This is a genomic window from Umezawaea beigongshangensis, assembly GCF_016464305.1.
GTDB classification, from domain to species: Bacteria; Actinomycetota; Actinomycetes; order Mycobacteriales; family Pseudonocardiaceae; genus Umezawaea_A; species Umezawaea_A beigongshangensis.
On the sequence record NZ_JAEIOJ010000007.1, the window covers coordinates 126,613 to 146,258 of the forward strand.

A 19,646-nucleotide genomic window follows, 5' to 3' on the forward strand; every position below is an offset into this window, starting at 1 on the left:
CGTGTCGACCGGCCCCGCCGTCGTGCGTCACTCCGCTTGGCAGACGGGACACCAGTAGAGGTTGCGCGAGGCCAGTTCCCTCGTGAGGACGGGCGTGCCGCACAGCAGGCACGGCTGCCCGGTGCGCCGGTAGACGTAGACCTCGCCGCCGTGCCGGTCCTCGCGCGGCGGACGCCCCGTGGCCTCGGGCAGGTCCTCGGGACGGACCGTGTCGATGCGGCCCACCCGCACGCCGTCCTCCATCAGGACCACCAGGTCGGCCCAGATCGCGTCCCACTGCTCGCGGGTGATCCGCACGCCCTGGACCAGCGGGTGCAGCCCCTGCCGGAACAGCACCTCGGCCCGGTAGACGTTGCCGACCCCGGAGATCACCGACTGGTCCATGAGCAGCACGCCGATCGGCGCGCGGGACCGCGACACGCGGGCCCAGGCGAGTTCGGGGTCGGCGTCGGCGCGCAGCGGGTCCGGTCCGATGCGGGCGCGCAGGGCGTCGACCTCGGCGTCGGTGAGCAGCTCGCACGCCGTGGGGCCGCGCAGGTCCGCGAAGTGGGTCGGCCCGACCATCCGCATCCTGACCAGGCCCACGGGCGGCGTGACCGGCAGTTCGTCGTCGGAGAACCTGCCGTAGAGCCCCAGGTGGACGTGGACCACCAGGTCGGGCCCGTAGACGTGCAGCAGGTGCTTGCCGAGGGCCTCGGCCCGCTCCAGCACGCGGCCGTCGACGAGCGCGGCGGACGCGGTGAAGCGCCCCTGCGGACTGGAGACGCCCACCGGGTTCCCCGCATAGCGCAGCTGGTGCAGGTCCGCGAGGCGGTGGAGCGTGTGGCCCTCCGGCATCAGGCGCCGGGCAGAGCGGGCGGCGTGCCGGTCTTCTCGTACTCGGTCAGCAGGCCGACGCGGCGGGCGTGCCTGGCCTCGCCGGAGAACGGGGTCGCGAGGAACGCCTCCACGATCTCGGTGGCCTCCTCGACCGTGTGCATGCGCGCGCCGACGCCGACGAGCTGGGCGTCGTTGTGCAGACGGGTGAGCTTCGCGGTCTCCACGCTCCAGGCGAGGCCGCAGCGGGCACCGGGGACCTTGTTGGCGGCGATCTGCTCGCCGTTGCCGGAACCACCGACGACGACCCCGAGGCTGCCCTCGTCCGCGACGACGCGGCGAGCCGCCTCGACGCAGAACGGCGGGTAGTCGTCCTCCGCGTCGTACACCGCGGGGCCGACGTCCACGACGTCGTGGCCCTGCTCGGCCAGGTGCTGGGCCAGGTGGGTCTTCAGCTCGAAGCCAGCGTGGTCGGAACCAAGGTAGACGCGCACGTCGAGCAAGTCTGCCAGGGTGAACACCGTGTTCGCTCAACAGGGGTCGGGGCTGCGCCTGGAGTGGGGTGCCGAAGGGGTGACCGCGCTCGGGGACGAGTGCGCGGTCCTGGTGGTCGTGGACGTGCTGGTGTTCACCACGTCGGTGGACCTCGTGACCGGCCGCGGTGGCGTCGTCCGGTTGCGGCCGTGGACCGCCGGCGCCCGGTCGGCGCGACCGGCCGACCTGGTCGCGACCGCGCCGGGCGAGGTCGTCGAGACGGGCTCGCCCAACGGGGCCGCGCTCTGCGCCGCGGCCGCCGCGACCGGCGCGGCCGTGCTGGCCGGGTGCCTGCGCAACGCCGCCGCCGTCGCGGCGCGCGCCGCGCAGATCGCCGACGGCCGGCCGATCGGCGTGGTCCCGGCCGGTGAGCGCTGGGGTGTGACGATCTCCGCCACCGCGCCGTCCGGACCGCTGCGGCCCTGCGTGGAGGACCTGCTCGGCGCGGGCGCGATCTGCGGGGAGCTGGCGGGGTGCGGGCCGGTGTCGGCCGAGGCCGCCCTGGCCGCGGCGGCGCACCGGGGCGCGGACGTGGCCACGGCGCTCGCGGGCTGCGTCTCCGGTCGGGAGCTGATCGCGGCCGGGCACGGGCGCGACGTGGGACTGGCCGCCGAGGCCGGGGTCAGCACGGCGGCTCCGCTGCTGGTGGAGGGGGTGTTCCGGGCGTGATCGCGGGAGTGGACGGGATGCGCGGCGGCTGGGTGGTCGCGCTGTGGGACGGGCCGGAGCGCGTGCGGTGGGAGTTCGCCGCCACGGCCGGCGAGGTGCTGGAGCTGACCGCGGAGTGCGAGCGGATCGGGGTGGACGTCCCGCTCGGGCTCGACGAGGACGGCTACCGCGCCTGCGACCTCGCGGCGCGGGAGTACCTGGGCGAGGCGCGGTCGTCGATCTTCCACGCGCCCGTCAGGGCGGTGCTCGACGCCGGTGACTACGCCGAGGCGTGCGCGATCTCCGAGCGGATCACCGGCCGGAAGATCAGCAAGCAGACATGGTTCATCACCGGCAAGGTCCAGCAGTGGGACGCCCTGCCCGCCGACGAGCGGGTGGTCGAGGTGCACCCGGAGTGCTCGTTCCGGGCGATGGGCGTGACCGCGTCGAAGAAGACCGCGACGGGCGTGGTCCAGCGGATCTGCGTGCTGGAGGGGTTCGTGGACCCGGTGCTGCCGCCGGACCTGCCGCGCGCGGCGACGATCGACGACGTCCTCGACGCGCTCGCGGCGGCCTGGTCGGCCCTGCGGCACGTGGAGGGCGGGGCGCTGCCGCTGGGGCCGGGGCCGAGACCGACGATATGGGTGTGACGGACCGCTGGATCGAGATCGCCGAGGGGCTCCTCGTGCGCCGGCACGCCGAGCTGGACCTGTCGCTGGGCCTGGTCGTGGGCGACGGCGAGTGCCTGGTCGTGGACACCGGCGGCGACGCCCACCGGGGCGCGGAGTTCGCCGCGGCCGTGCGGGAGGTGACGCCGCACCCGTGGCGCGTGGTGCTGACCCACTCGCACTTCGACCACAGCTTCGGCACGGAGGCGTTCGGGCCGTGCGAGGTGTGGGCGCAGCGGGGCTGCCGGGCCGCCCTCGTGGCGGACGGCGCGACGCAGCGGGCGAGGTGGGCCGCGCACTACCGCGAGGAGGGCAGGCCGGACGTGGCCGAGCGCGTCGAGCGGGTGAACCCGGTGCTGCCGGACCGGCTCGTGGACGCGCGCGCGGAGCTGTCGGTGGGCGGGCGGCGCGTGGACCTGCTGCACCTCGGACCGGGGCACACCGGTCACGACCTGGTGGTGCACGTCCCGGACGCGAGCGCGGTGTTCGCCGGTGACCTGGTGGAGCAGGGCGCGCCGCCGCAGTTCCACGACGCCGACCCGCCGGGCTGGCCGGTCGCGCTGGACGCCCTGCTGAGCCTGGGCGCCGCGGTGGTGCTGCCCGGTCACGGCGACCCGGTCGACCGGGACCTCGTGCGCGAGCAGCGCCGCGAGATCGCGGACGTGGCCGCGCTGTGCGCCGCGGTGGCGGCGGGTGAGCTGGGCGTCGCCGAGGCGCTCGCCCGCTCGCCCTACCCCGAGGAGTTCACCCGGCCCGCCCTGGCCCGCGTCACGTCTGGACGGACTTCACCTCCGTGAACTCGTCCAGGCCGTAGCGGCCGAACTCGCGGCCGTTGCCGGACTGGCGGTAGCCGCCGAAGGGCGCCGCCGTGTTGAACGCCGCGCCGTTGACGTCGACCTGTCCCGTGCGCAAGCGCTTGGCGACGGCCAGCGCGCGGTCGGTGTCGGCGGAGAACACCCCGCCGCCGAGTCCGTAGACCGTGGAGTTGGCGATGCGGACGGCGTCGTCGTCACCGGCGTGCGGCAGCACGGACAGCACCGGCCCGAAGATCTCCTCCTGCGCGACGGTCATCTCCGGCCTCACGTTCCCGAACACCGTCGGCAGCACGTGGAAACCGCGCTCCAGCGGCGCGTCCGGTCCGCCGAGGGCGAGCGTCGCGCCCTCGGCGACCCCGGTGCGGACGTACCCGACGACGCGCTCGCGCTGCTGGGCCGACACGGCGGGCCCGAGGCGCGTCTCCGGCAGGGCGGGATCGCCCGGCACGTACTTCGACGCCGCCGCGACGGCCAGTTCCAGCGCCTCGTCGTGGCGGTCGGCCGGGACGACGAGGCGCGTCCACGCGCTGCACGCCTGCCCGTTGTTCATGAACGCGTTGGCGACGCCGATCTTCACGGCGCGGGAGAGGTCGGCGTCGTCCAGGACCACGCACGCCGACTTGCCGCCCAGTTCCAGCGCGACCCGCTTCACCGTCTCCGCGGCGAGCGCCGACACGCGACGGCCCGCCCGCGTCGACCCGGTGAACGACACGGCGTCCACGCGCGGGTGCGCCACGAGCGCCTCGCCCACGACGGCCCCGGTGCCGTGGACGATCGCGAACACGCCGTCGGGGACGCCGGCGGCCGCGACGACCTCGGCGAGCAGGTTCGCGGTGAGCGGGGCCAGTTCGCTGGGCTTGAGCACGACCGCGTTGCCCGCCACGAGCGCGGGGACGACCTTGGCGACCATCTGCTGGAGCGGGAAGTTCCACGGCGTGACGGCGGCGACGACGCCGACCGGTTCGCGCAGCACGAGGGAGTTGCCGATCCGCTCGTCGTCGAAGTAGCCGCTCTCGACCACGTCGGCCACGGCGTTCGCTATGCCGATCGGGTTGGGGACCTGCACCCTCGTCGCGAAGGTGAGGGGCGTGCCCATCTCGGTGGTCATCGTGGAGGCGAACTCGGCGGCGCGCGCGGCGATGCCGTCGGCGACGCGCCGGGCGGTCGTCACGCGCTCGTCGAGCGGGGTGCCCGCCCAGCCGGGGAACGCCTCGGCCGCCGCCGTGACGGCCCGGTCGACGTCGGCGGGCGTGCTCTCCGCGACGGAGGCCACGACCTCCTCGGTGGCGGGGTTGACGACCTCGATCACGCGAACCTCCACTGATGTGACACCCGGACGCACTTTCTGCCCCCAGGGTGTCACATCGGTGGAGTTCTGCGTCAGGAGAAGTCGAGGTCACCCGTGCGGGTGCGCTTCAGCTCGAAGAAGTGCGGGAAGCCCGCGAGCAGCCGAGCGCCGTCGAAGACCCTCCCGGCCTCCTCGCCGCGCGGGATCTTCGTCAGCACCGGGCCGAAGAACGCCACGCCGTCCACGTGCAGGGTCGGCGTGCCGACGTCCGTGCCCACCGGGTCCATGCCGCGGTGGTGGCTGGCCTTGAGCTGCTCGTCGTACTCGGTGGAGTCGGCGGCCCCGGCCAGCTCCGCGGGGAGACCGGCCTCTTCCAGCGCCAGCTTCACGGCCGCGTCCCAGTCCTTGTTCCCCTCGTTGTGGATGCGCGTGCCCACGGCCGTGTAGAAGTCCCGCAGCACGCCGTTGCCGTGCTTCTCCTCGGCCGCGACGGCCACCCTGACCGGCCCCCACGCCCGGTCCATCATGTCGCGGTACTCCTGCGGCAGGTCCCGGCCCTCGTTGAGCACGGCCAGGCTCATCACGTGGAACGACAGGTCGATGTCCCGGATCTTCTCGACCTCCAGGATCCACCGCGAGGTGATCCAGGCGAACGGACAGATCGGGTCGAAGTAGAAGTCGACCTTCGTCGTGCCAGTGGACTGCTCGTCAGCCATGCGTGTCCTCCACGTCGTTCGTCCGGACCGGCGGTGCCCGCCACTCCCGGTGGCTGCAACCACACGACGGCGTCAGGTCTTCCCGGCGGCCGTGTTCTCCCCACCGTCGCGCGCGCGCACGTGATTGGATTGCGACGGTCGTGTCCACACGCACGACACTTCCTGTTCCGACGACGTCAGCCCACTGAGAACGCTGACAGACGAGGTGACCAGTGGCGGCACCCAACCTGACCCGCGACCAGGCGCAGCAGCGCGCGCAACTGCTGGAGGTCGACTCCTACCGGATCGCGCTGGACCTCACCGACGGTGGCGGCAAGCCCGGCTCGGAGACCTTCCGGTCCACGACCGAGGTCGCCTTCCGCAGCCGGGAGACCGGCGCGTCGACCTGGATCGACCTCGTGGCCGCGACGGTGCACCGCGCCGTGCTGAACGGCGTCGAGCTGGACGTGTCCGGCTACCGCGAGGAGGACGGGATCGCACTGCCGGACCTCGCGGAGGTCAACGAGCTCGTCGTCGACGCCGACTGCCGGTACACGAACACCGGCGAGGGCCTGCACCGGTTCGTCGACCCCGTCGACGGCGGCGTCTACCTGTACTCGCAGTTCGAGACCGCCGACGCGAAGCGCATGTTCGCCTGCTTCGACCAGCCGGACCTCAAGTCCGTCTACGACCTGACCGCGGTCGCGCCCAGCGACTGGAAGGTCGTCTCCAACAGCGAGATCACCTCCACCGACGAGGCCCCCGGTGGCGGCGCGCGGCACGTCTTCGCGACGACGAAGCCCATGTCGACCTACCTCGTGGCGGTCGTCGCCGGGCCGTACGCCGAGTGGCGCGACGAGTTCAGCGACGGGGAGACCACGATCCCGCTCGGCATCTACTGCCGCGCGTCGCTGGCCCCGCACATGGACCACGAACGGCTGTTCGCCGAGACCAAGCAGGGGTTCGGCTTCTACCACGGCGCCTTCGGCGTGGCGTACCCGTTCGGCAAGTACGACCAGTGCTTCGTGCCCGAGTTCAACGCGGGCGCCATGGAGAACGCCGGGTGCGTGACGTTCCTGGAGGACTACGTCTTCCGCAGCCGCGTCACCCGCTACCTCTACGAGCGGCGCGCGGAGACCCTGCTGCACGAGATGGCGCACATGTGGTTCGGCGACCTCGTCACCATGCGCTGGTGGGACGACCTGTGGCTGAACGAGTCGTTCGCGACCTGGGCGAGCGTGCTGGCGCAGGCCGAGGCGACCGAGTACCGGCACGCCTGGACCACGTTCGCGAAGATCGAGAAGTCGTGGGCGTACCGGCAGGACCAGCTCCCGTCGACGCACCCCGTGGCCGCCGACATCCCCGACCTCCAGGCCGTGGAGGTCAACTTCGACGGCATCACCTACGCCAAGGGCGCGAGCGTGCTCAAGCAGCTCGTGGCGTACGTGGGCCTGGACAACTTCCTCGCGGGCCTGCGGCTGTACTTCGGCAAGCACGCCTGGGGCAACGCGACGCTGAACGACCTGCTGAGCGCGCTGGAGGAGGCGTCGGGCCGCGACCTGTCGTGGTGGAGCGCGCAGTGGCTGGAGACCACCGGCCTGAACCTGCTGCGGCCGAGGTTCAGCACCGACGCCGAGGGTCGGTTCACCGAGTTCGCGGTGCTCCAGGGCGGCGCGCGTCCCGGCGCCGGCGAGCTGCGCACGCACCGGCTGGCCGTCGGCGTCTACGACGACGACGAGAACGGCAAGCTCGTCCGCACGCACCGCGTGGAGCTGGACGTCACCGGCGAGCGCACCGAGGTCCCCGACCTGGTGGGCGTGCCGCGCGGCAAGCTCGTGCTGGTCAACGACGACGACCTGACCTACTGCACGATGCGGCTGGACCCCGACTCGCTGGTCGCGCTGATCGACCGGATCTCCGACATCACCGAGCCGCTCGCACGGACCCTGTGCTGGTCGGCGGTGTGGGAGATGACCCGCGAAGCCGAGTTGAAGGCCCGCGACTTCGTGAACCTCGTGCTGGGCGGCCTGCACTCGGAGACCGAGGTCGGCGTCGTGCAGCGGCTGCTGGTCCAGGCGCAGACCGCGCTGTCGTCCTACAGCGACGCCTCGTGGCGCGACGAGGGCTGGCTCCGGTTCACCACCACGGTGCTCGAACTCGCCCGCGCCGCGGAGCCGGGTTCGGACCACCAGCTCGCGTTCGTCAACTCGCTCACCAGCTCGGTGGCCGACGCCGAACTGCTGAGGGTGCTGCGCGGCTGGTTCGACGGGTCGGCGCCGCTGCCGGGCCTCGACGTCGACACCGACCTGCGCTGGCGGTTGCTGACGGCGCTCGTCGCGCACGGCGAGGCGGGCCTGGACGAGATCGCGGCCGAGGAGGAGCGCGACCCGACCGCCACCGGCCACCGCCGTGCGGAGTCCGCGCGGGCGATCCGCCCGACGACCGAGGCCAAGGACGAGGCGTGGGACCGCGCCGTCAACGACGACGAGCTGCCCAACGCGGTCAGCGAGGCGATCATCGGCGGCATCCACCACCCCGGCCAGAAGGAGCTGCTCCAGCCGTACGTCGAGCGCTACTTCGCCGACGTCGCGAACGTGTGGGACCGGCGGTCCAGCGAGCGCGCCCAGTCCGTCGTCGTGGGGCTGTTCCCGTCCTGGTCGGTCGCGCGGAGCACCGTGGAGGCGGCGGACGAGTGGCTGGCGCAGGAGCGCCCGCCCGCGTTGCGCCGGCTGGTCTCGGAGGGTCGCGCCGGGATCGTGCGCGCCCTGGCCGCGCAGGAGTTCGACCGCTCCTGATCTCCCGCCGAGAAGCGGACGGGCCCGTGACGCCGATGCGTCACGGGCCCGTCGCGTTCGGGAGGTCAGGACCGCGCAGCGGGTCCCGCCTGGTCGGTGAGCATCCGCAGACCGCCGATGATGCCGCCCGCCAGGTCGCCCTCCTTGAAGGAGGCGACCATGCTCATCACGGCGAGCTTGGCACCGCGGTCGGACAACCGCCGGTGCGACTCGTCGCCCGTCACGACCTCCACGACGCGCTGCCCCGGCGACACCGCGACGAGCACGGCGTGCGCGGGGCGCGGGGTGGACGCGTGCAGGCGCTCCGCGTGCTCCCTGGTGTCGGAGTCCAGCGCGCCGAGGTGGACGCTGAAGTCCAGCCCGGTGCTGCGGCTGGCCAGCGTCAGCGCCTCGTCGATGCTGGCGAGCTGCACCGGCCTGAACGGCAGCGACGGGGAGTGCGGCGTGTACATGCGCGCCGCGGAGATCCGGCCGCTGTTGGTCACGGCCTCCCCCATGGCCAGCTGGGACTCGTCGACGTCGCGGCGGACGATCTCACCAGTTGCCACGGGCACCTCCCCTTGCGGTCTTCACGCCGTCCCCGACCGGAGCCGTGTCGGCGGTGCGGTGATCGGCGGCCAGCCCGGCGGGGTTGGCGCTCCACCACACGGGAGCGAATCCCCACTCCTGCCCCGGACGGTACCGGGGAGCACGGGTGGCCCTCTTCCTCAGCGTCAGTAGCGTGATCACGCCGTAGATGGCCAGCGGGATCAGCGCGAAGACGGTCACGGTCTCCACGATGGTCACGGCCGTACGTTAACCGATGTCGCGCGACCAGGCGCTTTCAGGTGCGATCACAGGCCCTCGCGATGCCCGCAGCGGTGTCGTACCCCCGTACGGGTGAGCAGAGTGCCTCCCCTGGACTGTCCCCCGATCAGCGGTTGAAACCGGACGTTTTGGCGTCTTGCGACCCCCTGGGGCAGCCCATAGATTTTCACCTGTACGGCCCTTGCACTCCGGTGATCTTCATTCATCCGGCCATTTTCTCGTCCCGAAGGACACATCATGTATGCATCCGCGCTGTCCACTCGTTCAATTTTCACTCTTTCGCACTACAGCCGAACGGCGCAGCACGTGACCTCTGTTCGGTCCAGTGACAGCGTGCGGATCACGGCGCACGACGAGAGCGTGCGCATCACCGCGCACGAGGATTCCGCACGCGTCACGGCCACCGACGACTCGGTCAGGATCACCGCGAACGATTCCGTCCGCATCACGGCGACCGACGACTCTGTGCGCATCACCGCACACGACGACTCCGTCCGCATCACGGCCACCGACGACTCGGTCAGGATCACCGCGAACGATTCGGTCCGCATCACGGCGACCGACGACTCCGTGCGCATCACCGCACACGACGACTCCGTCCGCATCACGGCCACCGACGACTCGGTCAGGATCACCGCGAACGATTCGGTCCGCATCACGGCGACCGACGACTCCGTGCGCATCACCGCACACGACGACTCCGTCCGCATCACGGCGACCGACGACTCCGTGCGCATCACCGCCACCGACGATTCCGTCCGCATCACGGCGACCGACGACTCGGTCCGCATCACCGCACACGACGGCTCCGTGCGCATCACGGCGAGCCGGTCGCGGTACGCGCTCGCCGGATGACGTCAGGCTGCGGGTTCTCCGAGGTAGGGCAGCCAGAGCGGGTCGGCGTCGGTGACGCCGGCGAGCAGTCTCCAGTGCGGCCCGCGCGGGGCGGTGGGCACCACCCTGAGCCGCCACCCGAGTTCCGAGAGCAGCTTGTCCGCCTTGCGGTGGTTGCACTTCGCGCAGCACGCCACGCAGTTCTGCCAGGTGTGGGGGCCACCCCGGCTGCGCGGGACCACGTGGTCGATGGTCTCGGCACGGCCGCCGCAGTACGCGCAGCGGTAGCGGTCCCGGTGCATCAGTCCGGCGCGGGTCAGCGGAACGCGCCCGCGGTAGGGCACGCGGACGTAGCTGCTGAGCCGGATCACCGAGGGAACGACCACTTCGGACGTCGACGAGTGCACGACGCTCCCCGCCGGGTCGCCGTGGACGACCTCGGCCTTGCCGCACACGACGAGAACGACCGCGCGGCGCAGCGGCAGCGCGGTCAGGGGCTCGAACGTGGCGTTGAGCAGGAGCACTTTTCTCCTGCCCCAGGGGAAGATCACCGCGCTCGCGCCGGCAGTTCCCCCTTCGGGTTCCCCGTCCTGAACCGCCCGAACAGCGGGCTGTTTTTGGCCAGACGGGGCCGACGGCGCGTGCCCGGCGTTCGCCAGGGCGCCGATCGGGGTCGGTTGTCGGTCTGGCACGCGACCACCTCCACCGGTGCAGCCATAGCACACCACAGATCACCCCCAGAACGCACGTGTGATCCGCAACCGGTCCGCGAGCCGTGACCGGCGCGGGCACCGCCGCGACGCCTAACGGTGATCATTTTCATTCGGTCGCTATTCTTCGGCGGGTGACCCAGGCACCCTCCGCAGCTCTGCCTGCGACGCCCTACCCCGCCGCCGAGCGGCTCGACCTCGTCGAAGACCTCCACGGCAGGTCCGTGGCCGACCCCTACCGGTGGCTGGAGGACGCGAGCGACCAGCGCACCGAGCAGTGGTCCGCGGCCCAGGACGCGTTGACCCGTTCGTGGCTGGACGCGCTGCCCGGCCGGGAGGCGCTGGGCGAGCGGGTGCGCGGGCTGACGCGCACCGGCTCGGTGTCCACGCCGCGCTGGCGGGCCGGACGCGCGTTCTTCACCCGTCGCGGCCCCGACCAGGACTTCCCCGTCGTCTGGCTGCGCGAGGCCGACGGCTCCGAGCGCGTGCTGCTGGACGTGACGGTGCTGGACCCGTCCGGCCGGACCACCCTGGACGCCTGGTCGCCCAGTCGCGAGGGCACGCTGCTGGCCTACCAGGTGTCGGTGGGCGGCGACGAGCACTCGCTGCTGCACGTCGTCGACGTCGACTCGGGCGAGCTGGTCGACGGACCGATCGACCGCTGCCGCTACTCCCCCGTGGGCTGGCTGCCCGGCGGCGAGGAGTTCTTCTACGTCCGGCAGCTCGACCCGGCCGACCTGCCGGAGGACGAGCGGCTGTTCCACCGCCGGGTGTGGCGCCACCGCGTCGGTTCCGACGCCGCGACGGACCTGCTGGTGCACGGAGACGGCCTCGACCACACCTACTTCTACGGCCTGACGGTGTCCGAGGACGGGCGGTGGCTGGTCGTCAACGGCGCACCGGGCACCGTGCGCCGCGACTCGATCTGGATCGCCGACCTGCACGCCGCCGTGGACCGGGTGCCGGAGTTCACTCAGGTCGTCTCGGCCGACGCGGGCGCGCAGTGCAGCGCGTGGGTCGAGCGGGACGGCCGGCTCTACGTGCACACGTCGCTGGATGCGCCGCGGTTCCGGCTGTGCGTGGCCGATCCGGCCCGCCCGCAGGTCGAGCACTGGGAGGAGCTGGTCGCCGAGCAGGAGGACTCCGTCCTGGACGGCGCGCACTGGCTCGACGGGTCGCTGGTCCTGCTGCGCACCAGGCACGCCGTGTCCGAGCTGCACCTGCACGACCCGGCGACCGGCGAGCACCGGGGCGAGGTCCCGCTGCCCGGCACCGGTTCGGTGCACGGTCTGTCCACCCTGGACGAGGCCACCGACGGGGAGCGCGGGTCGCTGTGGATCGGGTGGACGGACTTCGTCACGCCGCTGTCGGTGCTCCGCCACTCCACCAGCACGGGCCGCACCGAGCTGGCCGAGGCCGCTCCCGGCGCCGTCGACCTGCCGCCGATCACGACCCAGCAGGTCGCCTACACCTCCGCCGACGGCACGACCGTGCGCATGTTCGTCGTCTCCGGCGAACGGGAGCCGGACCTGCCGAGGCCCGCGCTGCTGACCGGCTACGGCGGCTTCGCGCTCGGCCGCGGTCCCGGCTACAGCGCCAGCACGCTGGCGTGGGTGCTGGCGGGCGGCGTGTGGGCGCTCGCCTCGCTGCGCGGTGGCGACGAGGAGGGCGAGGAGTGGCACCGGGCGGGGATGCGCGAGCACAAGCAGAACGTGTTCGACGACTTCCACGCCGCGGCGGAGCGGCTGATCGCCGCCGGGTGGACCACGCCGGAGCAGCTGGCGATCACCGGCGGCTCCAACGGCGGCCTGCTCGTGGGAGCCGCGCTGACCCAGCGGCCGGAGCTGTACGCGGCGGTGGTGTGCTCCGCGCCACTGCTGGACATGGTGCGCTACGAGAAGTTCCTGCTGGGGCGGCTGTGGGCCGAGGAGTACGGCAGCGCGAGCGACCCCCGCGAGCTGGACTGGCTGCTGTCCTACTCGCCGTACCACCGGGTGCGTCCCGGTGTTGAGTACCCTTCGGTGCTGTTCACGGTGTTCGAGTCGGACAGCAGGGTCGACCCGAACCACGCCCGCAAGATGTGCGCAGCGTTGCAGCACGCCACGGCCGGCGACCCGGGCAAGCGTCCGGTGCTCGTGCGTCGTGAGACCGAGGTCGGGCACGCGGGGCGTTCGGTGAGCCGCTCGGTGGCGCTGACCGTGGACCAGCTGACCTTCCTCGGCAACGCGACAGGACTGGACTTCACGGAGGAGCAGTAGGTGGATCACGCGCAGGTGCAGTCGATGCTGGCGATCGACTGGTGGGCCGAGCACGGGCCCACCCTCATCGGCAAGGCGGGCAAGATCGCCGCGATCCTGCTGATCGCGATCATCGTGCGCTGGTTGCTCCGCCGGCTGATCGACCGGCTCACCAAGGGCGCCGACGTCGGCAAGAAGCCCGGCCTGCTGAAGCCGCTCAAGGAGCGTGCCCCCCAGGCGCTGGGCGGCCTGGTGTCGGCCAGGCGCGAGCAGCGCGCGAAGACCATCGGCTCGGTGCTGAAGTCGGTGGTCTCGATGATGGTGTTCGGGATCGCCTTCCTCCAGGTGCTGACCGAGCTGACGTTCAACGTCGCGCCGCTGCTGACCTCGGCCGGCATCCTGGGCGTGGCGATCGGTTTCGGCTCGCAGAACCTGGTCAAGGACTTCCTGTCCGGCATGTTCATGATGCTGGAGGACCAGTACGGCGTCGGCGACGTGGTGGACCTCGGTCCCGCCACGGGCACCGTGGAGGCGGTCGGCCTGCGCACCACGACGATCCGCGACGGCAACGGCACCGTCTGGTACGTGCGCAACGGCGAGATCATGCGGGTCGGCAACTCCAGCCAGGGCTTCGCGGTCGCGGTGGTCGACCTGCCGCTGAGCTTCGGCACGAACCTGCGCAAGGCGAACGACATCCTGGCCACCGTCTCGGCCGAGGCCGTGGCCGAGGAGCCGCTGTCGAAGGACGTCATCGACAAGCCCGAGGTGCTGGGCGTGGAGAAGGTGACGCCGGAGAGCATCACCCTGCGCGTGACGGTGAAGGTGCGTCCCGGCCGCCAGTGGGCGGTCCAGCGCGAACTGCGCGCGAGGCTCGTCCCGGCGCTGGAGGACGCGGGAGTCCCGGCCAAGACCGACGCCTGACCACGGACGACGGGGGTCGTCCCCACCGGATCTCCTCCGGTGGGGACGACCCCCGTCGCCGCTCCGGGCGCAGGTGTGCGGAGACGTACACCGGGGTGGCCTCCCGCGGCGCGCGGTCGTGAGTCAGGATGGTGGGGTGGGCAACCCGGAGAACTTCTACGAAGCGGTGGGCGGGTACGAGACGTTCCGCGGCATCGTCGCGCGCTTCTACCAGGAGGTCGCGACCGACGAGGTGCTCCGGCCGATGTACCCGGAGGAGGACCTGGGACCGGCCGAGGAGCGCTTCCGCCACTTCCTCGTGCAGTACTGGGGCGGTCCGCACACGTACTCGGAGCAGCGCGGCCACCCCCGGCTGCGGATGCGCCACGCGCCCTTCCAGATCGGCCCGGTCCAGCGCGACGCCTGGCTGCGCTGCATGAAGGTCGCCGTCGACGAGGCGGACCTGACCCCGGAGCAGCGCCAGCAGCTGTGGGCGTACCTGGAGATGGCGGCGAACAGCCTCGTCAACGCCGCCTGGGTCTGAGCGCGGACTCCGGCCGACAGGGCTGCACAACGAACATCGAATGGCAGGATGACCCCCTGTGCGACGATCCTCCGACCTCCAACCAGAGATCGCCGACGAGTCCGCCTGGTGGCGCGACGCCGTCTTCTACCAGGTGTACGTCCGCTCCTTCGCCGACTCCGACGGCGACGGCGTGGGCGACCTCGACGGCATCCGCTCCCGACTCGGTTACCTCGAACTGCTCGGCGTCGACGCACTGTGGCTGACGCCGTTCTACCGCTCCCCGATGGCCGACCACGGCTACGACGTGTCCGACCCGCGCGACGTGGACCCGCTCTTCGGCGACCTCGCCTCGTTCGACGCCCTCGTGTCCGAGGCGCACCAGCACAACCTGAAGGTGACCGTCGACCTGGTGCCGAACCACACCAGCGACGCGCACCCGTGGTTCGTGGAGGCCCTGCGCGCCGGTCCCGGCAGCCGTGAGCGGGCTCGCTACGTCTTCCGCGACGGCCGCGGCCACGACGGCTCCCAGCCGCCGAACAACTGGACGTCCCTCTTCGGCGGCCCGGCGTGGACGCGCGTCGCCGACGGCCAGTGGTACCTGCACCTGTTCGCGCCCGAGCAGCCCGACCTGAACTGGGACGACCCCGAGGTCCAGGCCGATCTCCAGCAGACGCTGCGGTTCTGGCTGGACCGGGGCGTCGACGGGTTCCGCATCGACGTGGCGCACGGCATGGCCAAGCCGTTCGACCTGCCCGACATGGACCCGCGCGCCGCGCACGCGTCCGCGGTGCTCCAGAACGACGTGCACGACCCGCGGTTCGACAACGAGGGCGTGCACGAGATCCACCGGATGATCCGCAAGGTCGTGGACGAGTACCCCGGCCGCATGGCGGTCGGCGAGATCTGGGTGACCGACGACGAGCGGTTCGCCGCCTACGTCCGCCCCGACGAACTGCACCTGGGCTTCAACTTCCGCCTGGTCGAGGCCGAGTTCGACGCGGACGCGGTGCGCACGGCGATCCAGCACTCGCTGGCGGCCGTCGCGCAGCTCGACACGCCTCCGACGTGGACGCTGTCCAACCACGACGTCGTGCGGCACGTGACGCGCTACGGCGGCGGGGCGCTCGGCAGGAAGCGGGCGCGGGCGATGGCGCTCGTCGAGCTGGCGCTGCCCGGCGTCGTGTACCTCTACAACGGCGAGGAGCTGGGGCTGCCGAACGTGGAGCTGCCCGACTGGGCGTTGCAGGACCCGACGTGGAAGCGGTCGGGTCACACCGATCGCGGGCGCGACGGGTGCCGGGTGCCGATCCCGTGGGAGGGCACGCTGCCGCCGTTCGGGTTCTCCGAGAGCGCGAACACCTGGCTGCCGATGCCGCTCGAGTGGAGCGAGCTGACCGCGGAGGCGGAACTGGAGGACTCCGGGTCCGTGCTGTCGCTGTACCGGCAGGCGCTGGAGCTGCGCAAGACCCACCCGTCGCTCACCGGTGACGAGCTGGAGTGGTACGGCGCTCCCCCCGGCTGCTTCGCGTTCCGCCGCAAGGGCGGCGGGCTGATCTGCGCCCTGAACACCTCCGGCGCTCCGGTGCCGCTGCCGCCGGGCGAGATCCTGGTGTCCAGCGGTCCGATGGCGGGCGAACACCTGCCGCCCGACACGGCGGTCTGGCTGAAGTAGTCCTCCCGCACGTCCCCGGCCTGCGGCACCACACCGCGGGCCGGGGACGTCCCGGAGTGCCGAGCGGTGCGGTGCGGACCCCTCGACCACACCGTCCACGAAGAGCAGGACGTTCGAGAGGTCTTCGCGTTCCACGCGGGGTGGACCAGCAGCCGGTCCGGCGCGTCGAGGACGCGCCGCGAGCCGGGGTCAGCCGCTGACGCGCACCCGGCCGACCGGGCTGACGAAGGCGCTGATCCGCTGACCGGCGACGACCTCGCCGACCACGGCCGGTCCCGTCTCCTCCGCCACGGTCGACGTGGTCGTGGTGCCGCCGGAGTTGCCGTTGATCGTCGTCATCGTGCCGTTCTCGACGCTGTCGACGAGCGCCACGTGCTCGGCCCACCCGTTGCGGTACTCGAAGACCACCGCGTCGCCGACCTGCGGCACGTAGCCCGGATCGGTGTGCAGGGTGCCGTTGCGCTGGCCGTAGCGGTAGAAGCTGGCCGCCGCCGACGTGAGCTTGTCGGTCCGCAGCCCGGCCCGCTTCCACACCCAGGTGGCGAAGTCGGCGCACCACGCGTGCTTCGTGCGGCAGCTCGACAGGTACCCGGTGCCGCCGAGGCTGTTCTTGCCGCAGACGGTGGTGCCGAGGTTGTCCCGCGCCAGGTCGGAGACGATCGTCCTGCCGTCGGCCTGCGCGGCCGGGGCGCCGGCGAGGGCGACGACCGGAGCGATGATCGCGGTGGCGAGGCAGGCGTTCAGGGCGCGGCGGGCGGCGGTGCTCGGCACGGGTGCTCCTTCGGTTGCGCTTCTCCTCGCCACCGTACGGGGTGATCACCCCCCGGCGGCACCCCCGGAAGAACCCGCGGGCACTTCGTCCGTCCCGTGCCGGAGGATGGGCCGGTGTCCGGTGCACGGCCTCGCGCCACCCTCGCCGTCCTCGCCTCCGCCGTCCTGTTCGGCACGACCGGCACCGCCCAGGCGCTCGGACCGGCCGGGCTCGACCCGCTGGCCGTCGGCGCGGTCCGCGTCGTGCTCGCCGGGAGCGTCCTGGCGCTGCTCGCCCTCGCGCTGGGCGCCTACCGCGGGACCCGCCCCGCCTGGCCGCCGGTGCTCGTCGGCGCGATCGGCGTGGTGGTCTACCAGCTCGGCTTCTTCACCGGCGTCCGGTGGAGCGGCGTCGCCGCGGGCACGGTGGTGGCGCTGGGATCGGGCCCGGTGTGGGCGGGGCTGGTGGAGTGGCTGGTGACCCGGCGGACGCCCGGCCGCACCTGGACCGCGGCGACGGCGCTCGCCGTGCTCGGCGTGGTCGTGCTGGTGCTGGCCGGTGGCGGGGACGACGGCGGTTCCGCGCTCGGCCTGCTCGCCGCGCTCGCGGCGGGGCTCGGCTACGGGGTCTACACGGTCACCGGCGCGCGTCTGATCAGCGACGGGCAGCGGTCCAGCGGCGCGATGGGGCTGATGTTCGGCGCCGGTGCGGTGCTGCTGCTGCCGCTGCTGGTGCTGCGGTGGCCCGGCGGACTGGACGGCCCCGGCGGCCTGACCGTGGCGCTGTACCTGGCCCTGGTGCCCACGGTGTTCGGCTACCTGCTCTTCGGCGCGGGCCTGCGGGTGCTGCCCGCGGCGACCGTGGCGACGCTGACGCTGGCCGAGCCGGTCGTGGCGACCCTGCTGGGCGTGCTGGTGCTGGGCGAGCGGATCACTCCCGGCGGCGCGGCGGGCGCGCTGCTCGTGCTGGGCGGGCTGAGCCTGCTGGCGCTGCCGGACACGCGCGTCGCGGCGCGGAGGGGGTGACGTGCGTTCCGCTCGGCCGCGACCGCCGCGGCGAGATCCGGCGCCGTCAGCCGGGCCGGCGGGACTGCTCGCGGACGCGGAAGCGGAGGATGGTGGAGTCGCCCGACCGCGTGCTGCTGATCGGTTCCAGGTCCGTCCTGGCGAGGCCGGGGGCCGAGAAGCGGACGCCGTCGCCGAGCAGGACCGGAAGCACGTACACCAGGATCTCGTCGACGAGCCCCCGCTGCACGCACTGGCCCGCCACGTCGGCGCCGAGCACTTCGAGGTTCTTGCCGCCGGCGGCGTCCAGCGCCGTGGCGACCGCTTCACCGATGTCGCCGGCGAGGATCGTGACGTTCGGGTCCGGCGGCACCAGCGGCCTGCGGGTGAGGAGGAACACGGGTCCGGAGAAGGGGTAGTCGCCGCTGTCCGGTTCCTCCGCCTTCATCCGGGCGCCCACCTCCCAGGTCCTGCGGCCGACGAGCACGGCGCCGGTGGCCGCCGCGACCTGCGCGACGTCGTCCGGTGCCACGAAGTCGGCGAGAGCCCGGCCGTTCCCCCAGTCCATGGAGTGGCCAGGACCGGCGATGAAGCCGTCCAGCGACATGCACCGGTTCACGACGACCTTGCCGCTCATCCCACGACCGTCCTTCCGATTCGTCACCGCACGTCCGCGAGACCTCGGCGCGCGCCGTCCAGATCCTTCCGCGATCGGGGCGGTCGGGGAAGTGCCCCTCTCGCACGTCCACGCGTGACGCCCCGGCCGGGCAGCGGCGAGCGCCGCGCGGCACGGCAGCGCACCCGGTCAGACCAGCAGGGGCAGCATCGAGTGGCGGCGGCGCACCACCGCGCCGAAGCGGGCGTCGATGCGCAGCCACGAGTCGGTGGCGGTCACCCGCACCTCCTCGTCCTGCGCCGAGCCGAGGAAACCCATGCCGGACAGGGCGAACAGGCACCGCAGCGGCACCTTCACGTCCAGCCCGGACCCGCTCACCGTGAGCACGGTCTGGTCGAGCAGGGAAGCGGGCGGTGTGCCGTGCGGCCCCTGGTTCTCCCGCGCCACCGCCACACCCTCGTCGGCCAGCTGGGACACCACGCTCGTGGGCAGCCGGTCCACCGGCAGCCAGCCGGAGAGCGGGGGCAGCGCCGAGCGCCACATCAGGTCCTTGGGCGCACCGGGGTCGATCCGCTCGCCGCGCATCACGGCCAGGCCGGTGAGCAGCTCGTTGCCGGCCACGGTCACGTCGCCGGGGTCGACCCGACCGGCGACCGTGCGGGTGGCGAGGGTGTCGAACGGGGTCGCGACCCAGGCGTCCAGCAGGCCGCCGGGGTGATCGGCGGACTCGCGGTTGCGCAGTCGCACCACCGACGACGCCTCCAGGCGCACCGCGCGCGCGACGAACGCGCCCAGGTCGTCCCGCTCCGCCGCGTCGGCCAGCACCAGTTCAGCCACCACTACCTCCAGCACGCCAGCCCGCGAGGAAGTCCCGCTCGGCGTCGGTCAGCCGACGGGGTCGGCCCGCGGCCACGTTGTAGGGCACCATCAGCGTCTCGGCCGTGGTGACGACGGCGCTGTCCGGCGCGCGGCCGTCGCGCACGACGTAGTCCAGGGTGAAGGACGCGGACCGCAGTTCGCGAACGGACATCTCCACCAGCACGTCGTCACCGCTGGCCACCAGCGGCGCCACGTAGTCCACCGAGAGCTTCGCGACGACCACACCGGCCGCCATCTCGGTCAGTCCGTGCCTCGTCGCCTCGACGAACAGCAGGGAGACCCTGGCCTCTTCGAGCAGCGTCACGGTACTGGCGTGGTTGACGTGGCCGTAGGCGTCCATGTCGGACCAGCGCGGACGGACTCCCGTGACGAACACACCCAAGGGAACGCGCCTCCTGCGGTAGACGGGTGAACGCGGTTGACCCTATCGAGCGCCGTGGACGGGTCGAGA

Annotated in this window: 21 protein-coding genes; 10 read left to right on the forward strand and 11 right to left on the reverse strand. The window is 72.6% G+C overall.

The annotated features are described in order from the left end of the window. Positions 1–27 precede the first annotated feature (27 nt). Entirely contained in the window at positions 28–837 is an 810-nt protein-coding gene (locus IMZ35_RS18590) for an Fpg/Nei family DNA glycosylase (RefSeq protein WP_199442387.1), read from the reverse strand. Continuing rightward, complete coding sequence (locus tag IMZ35_RS18595) at positions 837–1,310, reverse strand: ribose-5-phosphate isomerase (protein WP_199442388.1); 474 nt, start codon at positions 1,308–1,310, stop codon at positions 837–839. Before IMZ35_RS18595 ends, IMZ35_RS18590 begins: the two co-directional genes overlap by 1 nt. A 28-nt stretch (positions 1,311–1,338) precedes the next feature. On the opposite strand from IMZ35_RS18595, the gene IMZ35_RS18600 reads away from it, so the two are divergent. Genes IMZ35_RS18600 through IMZ35_RS18610 form a run of 3 tightly spaced genes read left to right on the forward strand, consistent with a single transcriptional unit; the run spans position 1,339 to position 3,463 of the window. Then, positions 1,339–2,019 (forward strand): 2-phosphosulfolactate phosphatase, encoded by a 681-nt coding sequence (locus IMZ35_RS18600; protein WP_199442389.1) that lies wholly within the window; start codon positions 1,339–1,341, stop codon positions 2,017–2,019. Beyond that, positions 2,016–2,648: a DUF429 domain-containing protein gene (locus IMZ35_RS18605; protein ID WP_307868354.1), complete on the forward strand. Its 633-nt coding sequence runs from the start codon at positions 2,016–2,018 to the stop codon at positions 2,646–2,648. Before IMZ35_RS18600 ends, IMZ35_RS18605 begins: the two co-directional genes overlap by 4 nt. Further along, the gene (locus tag IMZ35_RS18610) at positions 2,639–3,463 is read left to right on the forward strand and encodes an MBL fold metallo-hydrolase (protein WP_199442390.1); all 825 of its coding nucleotides are present in this window, start codon (positions 2,639–2,641) and stop codon (positions 3,461–3,463) included. The genes IMZ35_RS18605 and IMZ35_RS18610 overlap by 10 nt, the downstream gene beginning before the upstream one ends. Here IMZ35_RS18610 and IMZ35_RS18615 read toward each other — a convergent pair. Next, on the reverse strand, positions 3,435–4,790 hold the full coding sequence (locus IMZ35_RS18615) for an aldehyde dehydrogenase family protein (protein WP_307868357.1): 1,356 nt from the start codon (positions 4,788–4,790) through the stop codon (positions 3,435–3,437). The two genes, IMZ35_RS18610 and IMZ35_RS18615, sit on opposite strands and share 29 nt — an antisense overlap. A gap of 71 nt (positions 4,791–4,861) precedes the next feature. Continuing rightward, entirely contained in the window at positions 4,862–5,485 is a 624-nt protein-coding gene (locus IMZ35_RS18620) for a mycothiol-dependent nitroreductase Rv2466c family protein (RefSeq protein ID WP_199442392.1), read from the reverse strand. Positions 5,486–5,697: 212 nt separating this feature from the next. Between IMZ35_RS18620 and pepN the strand changes: the two genes are divergently transcribed. Further along, a complete protein-coding gene (pepN, locus tag IMZ35_RS18625) occupies positions 5,698–8,259 on the forward strand; it encodes an aminopeptidase N (protein ID WP_199442393.1) in 2,562 nt (853 codons plus the stop codon). 65 nt (positions 8,260–8,324) lie between these two features. Here pepN and IMZ35_RS18630 read toward each other — a convergent pair whose 3' ends face one another. Together IMZ35_RS18630 and ctaJ are read right to left on the reverse strand one after the other, a co-directional pair. After that, complete coding sequence (locus tag IMZ35_RS18630; protein WP_199442394.1) at positions 8,325–8,807, reverse strand: DUF5130 family protein; 483 nt, start codon at positions 8,805–8,807, stop codon at positions 8,325–8,327. Continuing rightward, complete coding sequence (gene ctaJ / locus IMZ35_RS18635; RefSeq protein ID WP_199442395.1) at positions 8,794–9,045, reverse strand: aa3-type cytochrome oxidase subunit CtaJ; 252 nt, start codon at positions 9,043–9,045, stop codon at positions 8,794–8,796. The genes IMZ35_RS18630 and ctaJ overlap by 14 nt, the downstream gene beginning before the upstream one ends. A gap of 258 nt (positions 9,046–9,303) precedes the next feature. Between ctaJ and IMZ35_RS18640 the strand changes: the two genes are divergently transcribed. After that, a complete protein-coding gene (locus tag IMZ35_RS18640) occupies positions 9,304–9,921 on the forward strand; it encodes a DUF2345 domain-containing protein (RefSeq protein WP_199442396.1) in 618 nt (205 codons plus the stop codon). A 2-nt stretch (positions 9,922–9,923) separates the two neighbouring features. On the opposite strand, the gene IMZ35_RS18645 is transcribed toward IMZ35_RS18640, so the two are convergent. Next, complete coding sequence (locus IMZ35_RS18645; RefSeq protein WP_199442397.1) at positions 9,924–10,592, reverse strand: HNH endonuclease; 669 nt, start codon at positions 10,590–10,592, stop codon at positions 9,924–9,926. A gap of 152 nt (positions 10,593–10,744) precedes the next feature. On the opposite strand from IMZ35_RS18645, the gene IMZ35_RS18650 reads away from it, so the two are divergent. From IMZ35_RS18650 to IMZ35_RS18665, 4 genes are all read left to right on the forward strand, one after another. Next, complete coding sequence (locus tag IMZ35_RS18650) at positions 10,745–12,868, forward strand: prolyl oligopeptidase family serine peptidase (RefSeq protein WP_199442398.1); 2,124 nt, start codon at positions 10,745–10,747, stop codon at positions 12,866–12,868. 24 nt (positions 12,869–12,892) lie between these two features. Then, a complete protein-coding gene (locus IMZ35_RS18655) occupies positions 12,893–13,768 on the forward strand; it encodes a mechanosensitive ion channel family protein (protein ID WP_199442600.1) in 876 nt (291 codons plus the stop codon). A 136-nt stretch (positions 13,769–13,904) separates the two neighbouring features. Next, a complete protein-coding gene (locus IMZ35_RS18660) occupies positions 13,905–14,291 on the forward strand; it encodes a globin (protein ID WP_199442399.1) in 387 nt (128 codons plus the stop codon). Between the two features lie 58 nt (positions 14,292–14,349). Next, positions 14,350–15,945: a glycoside hydrolase family 13 protein gene (locus tag IMZ35_RS18665; RefSeq protein ID WP_199442400.1), complete on the forward strand. Its 1,596-nt coding sequence runs from the start codon at positions 14,350–14,352 to the stop codon at positions 15,943–15,945. 189 nt (positions 15,946–16,134) lie between these two features. Here IMZ35_RS18665 and IMZ35_RS30745 read toward each other — a convergent pair whose 3' ends face one another. Beyond that, positions 16,135–16,716: a CHAP domain-containing protein gene (locus IMZ35_RS30745; protein ID WP_199442401.1), complete on the reverse strand. Its 582-nt coding sequence runs from the start codon at positions 16,714–16,716 to the stop codon at positions 16,135–16,137. A 114-nt stretch (positions 16,717–16,830) separates the two neighbouring features. Between IMZ35_RS30745 and IMZ35_RS31795 the strand changes: the two genes are divergently transcribed. Next, a complete protein-coding gene (locus IMZ35_RS31795) occupies positions 16,831–17,721 on the forward strand; it encodes a DMT family transporter (protein WP_199442402.1) in 891 nt (296 codons plus the stop codon). A 46-nt stretch (positions 17,722–17,767) separates the two neighbouring features. Here the strand turns inward: IMZ35_RS31795 and IMZ35_RS18680 are convergent, their stop codons facing one another. From IMZ35_RS18680 to IMZ35_RS18690, 3 genes are all read right to left on the reverse strand, one after another. Then, positions 17,768–18,337 carry a dihydrofolate reductase family protein gene (locus IMZ35_RS18680; RefSeq protein ID WP_199442403.1) on the reverse strand — a complete coding sequence of 190 codons (570 nt, stop codon included), beginning with the start codon at positions 18,335–18,337 and terminating at the stop codon, positions 17,768–17,770. A gap of 168 nt (positions 18,338–18,505) precedes the next feature. Next, positions 18,506–19,153 carry a DUF8185 domain-containing protein gene (locus IMZ35_RS18685; protein ID WP_199442404.1) on the reverse strand — a complete coding sequence of 216 codons (648 nt, stop codon included), beginning with the start codon at positions 19,151–19,153 and terminating at the stop codon, positions 18,506–18,508. Then, positions 19,146–19,577, reverse strand: coding sequence for an acyl-CoA thioesterase (locus IMZ35_RS18690; RefSeq protein ID WP_199442405.1), 432 nt, complete (start codon positions 19,575–19,577; stop codon positions 19,146–19,148). Before IMZ35_RS18690 ends, IMZ35_RS18685 begins: the two co-directional genes overlap by 8 nt. Positions 19,578–19,646 lie beyond the last annotated feature (69 nt).

Bases quoted from the DNA above. Each gene is read 5' to 3' on its own strand.
- IMZ35_RS18590 (WP_199442387.1), bottom strand. From the start codon at position 837: ATGCCGGAGGGCCACACGCTCCACCGCCTCGCGGACCTGCACCAGCTG.
- IMZ35_RS18610 (WP_199442390.1), top strand. From the start codon at position 2,639: ATGGGTGTGACGGACCGCTGGATCGAGATCGCCGAGGGGCTCCTCGTG.
- IMZ35_RS18620 (WP_199442392.1), bottom strand. From the start codon at position 5,485: ATGGCTGACGAGCAGTCCACTGGCACGACGAAGGTCGACTTCTACTTC.
- IMZ35_RS18640 (WP_199442396.1), top strand. From the start codon at position 9,304: ATGTATGCATCCGCGCTGTCCACTCGTTCAATTTTCACTCTTTCGCAC.
- IMZ35_RS18655 (WP_199442600.1), top strand. From the start codon at position 12,893: ATGCTGGCGATCGACTGGTGGGCCGAGCACGGGCCCACCCTCATCGGC.
- IMZ35_RS18680 (WP_199442403.1), bottom strand. From the start codon at position 18,337: ATGAGCGGCAAGGTCGTCGTGAACCGGTGCATGTCGCTGGACGGCTTC.